This window comes from Streptomyces sp. FH025, assembly GCF_017427025.1.
Lineage (GTDB): Bacteria > Actinomycetota > Actinomycetes > Streptomycetales > Streptomycetaceae > Kitasatospora.
This window is the reverse complement of record NZ_JAFLNG010001087.1, coordinates 1-1,675: the sequence shown is the minus strand read 5'-3', so window position 1 is coordinate 1,675 and position 1,675 is coordinate 1. Positions and strand designations below refer to the sequence as shown.

Sequence of the window (1,675 nt, the reverse complement as noted above, 5' to 3'; positions counted from 1 at the left end):
GCTGCGCGAGGCGCTGCTCGCCGCCTCGTACACCGCCGATGGGTGCCTGGACCTGTTGGGGCCCACCGGATATGCGGCGTTGGCCCGTAGCGAGGCGGTGCCGGCGCTGCGCGCGACGCGGGGTGGCAGCCCGCTGGAGACCCTGGTGCGGCTGTTCCTGCTCCAGCAGCCGGTGCCGTACAAGGCGGCGGCCGCCGCGCTGTCGGTGGAGGACTGCCTGGCGGACGGCTGGCTGCGCCCCGACGGTGATCTGGTGCGTGCCACGGTGGACATCCGGCCCTACACGAACGAGGTCGCCGGGCTGCCCGCCTCCGACGCCTGGGTGGTCTCCGACCTGGGCTGCGCGGTGGGCGGCGCGGGCGGTATCGGCTCCGGTGAGACGGCCCACGGGGTGGCCCGCAAGGACCTGGTACTGGGGGTGGGCGGCGCGTCCACGACGCTGGCCAACATCACCGTGCGCCGCCCCGTCGGGGCCGCGTTGGACCTCGGCTCGGGCTCCGGTGTGCAGGCGCTGCACGCGGCCCGGCACGCCCGGAGCGTCACCGCCACCGACCTCAACCCGCGCGCCCTGCGCTTCACCGAGCTGACCCTGGCGCTGTCCGGTTTCAACAACGCCGAGACGTTCGCCGGGAGCCTCTTCGAGCCGGTCGGGGAGCGGAAGTTCGACCTGATCGTCTCCAACCCCCCGTTCGTCATCTCGCCGGCCGGCCGGTTCACCTACCGCGACGGCGGCATGGCCGGGGACGACCTGTGCCGCAGCCTGGTGCGTTCGGCGGCCGGGCACCTGGAGCCGGGCGGCTACTGCCAGTTGCTCGCCAACTGGCAGCACGTCAAGGGCGAGGACTGGCAGGAGCGGCTGGCCGGCTGGGTGGCGGGCACCGGGCTGGACGCCTGGATCGTCCAGCGCGAGGTCCAGGACGTCGCGCAGTACGCCGAGTTGTGGCTGCGCGACGGCGGCGACCACCGCGGCCCGGGCGGTGACTACCAGGCCCGGTACGGCGAGTGGCTGGACGCCTTCGAGGCGGGCCGGGTCGAGGGCATCGGCATGGGCTGGATCACGCTGCGGGCGAGCGGCGCGGAGCGTCCGACCGTCCGGGTGGAGGAGTGGCCGCACCCGGTGGAGCAGCCGCTCGGCCCGCACATCGAGGAGTGGTTCGACCGGCAGGACTTCCTGCGCTCGCACGACGACGCGGGCCTGCTCGCGGCCCGCTACGTGCTGGCCGACGAGGTGGTCCAGGAGCAGGTCGGCGAGCCGGGGGCGGAGGATCCGGAGCACGTGATCCTGCGTCACAACCGGGGCATGCGGCGGGCGACCAAGGTGGACACCGTCGGCGCCGGCTTCGTCGGGGTGTGCGACGGCACGCTGTCGGCGGGCGAGATCGTGGACGCCATCGCGCAGCTGCTGGGCGAGGACCGGGTGGTCCTGCGGGACCGGGTGCCGGAGTCGCTGCGGCTGCTGACCGAGCAGGGGTTCATCAACCCGGTGCGGTAGGGCACCGCCGGTCGCCGGTCGCCGGTCGCCGGTCGCCGGTCGCCGGTCGCCAGCCGCCAGCCGTCGGCCGGCGGCTCACGGCTGCCAGGGGGCCCGGTCCGGTCCGGTTCATCCGTCCGTACCCCCTGGTTCGTCCGGCGGCCCCCGGGCGTCCGCTCCCCGTTGGCCCGGCGCTGTGAGGCT

Annotated in this window: 1 protein-coding gene; it reads left to right on the top strand. The window is 74.9% G+C overall.

Translation table 11 applies throughout. The features are described 5' to 3' along the window. The first annotated feature begins 1 nt into the window (after position 1). Entirely contained in the window at positions 2-1,492 is a 1,491-nt protein-coding gene (locus J0670_RS37530; protein ID WP_207817250.1) for a methyltransferase, read from the top strand. Positions 1,493-1,675 lie beyond the last annotated feature (183 nt).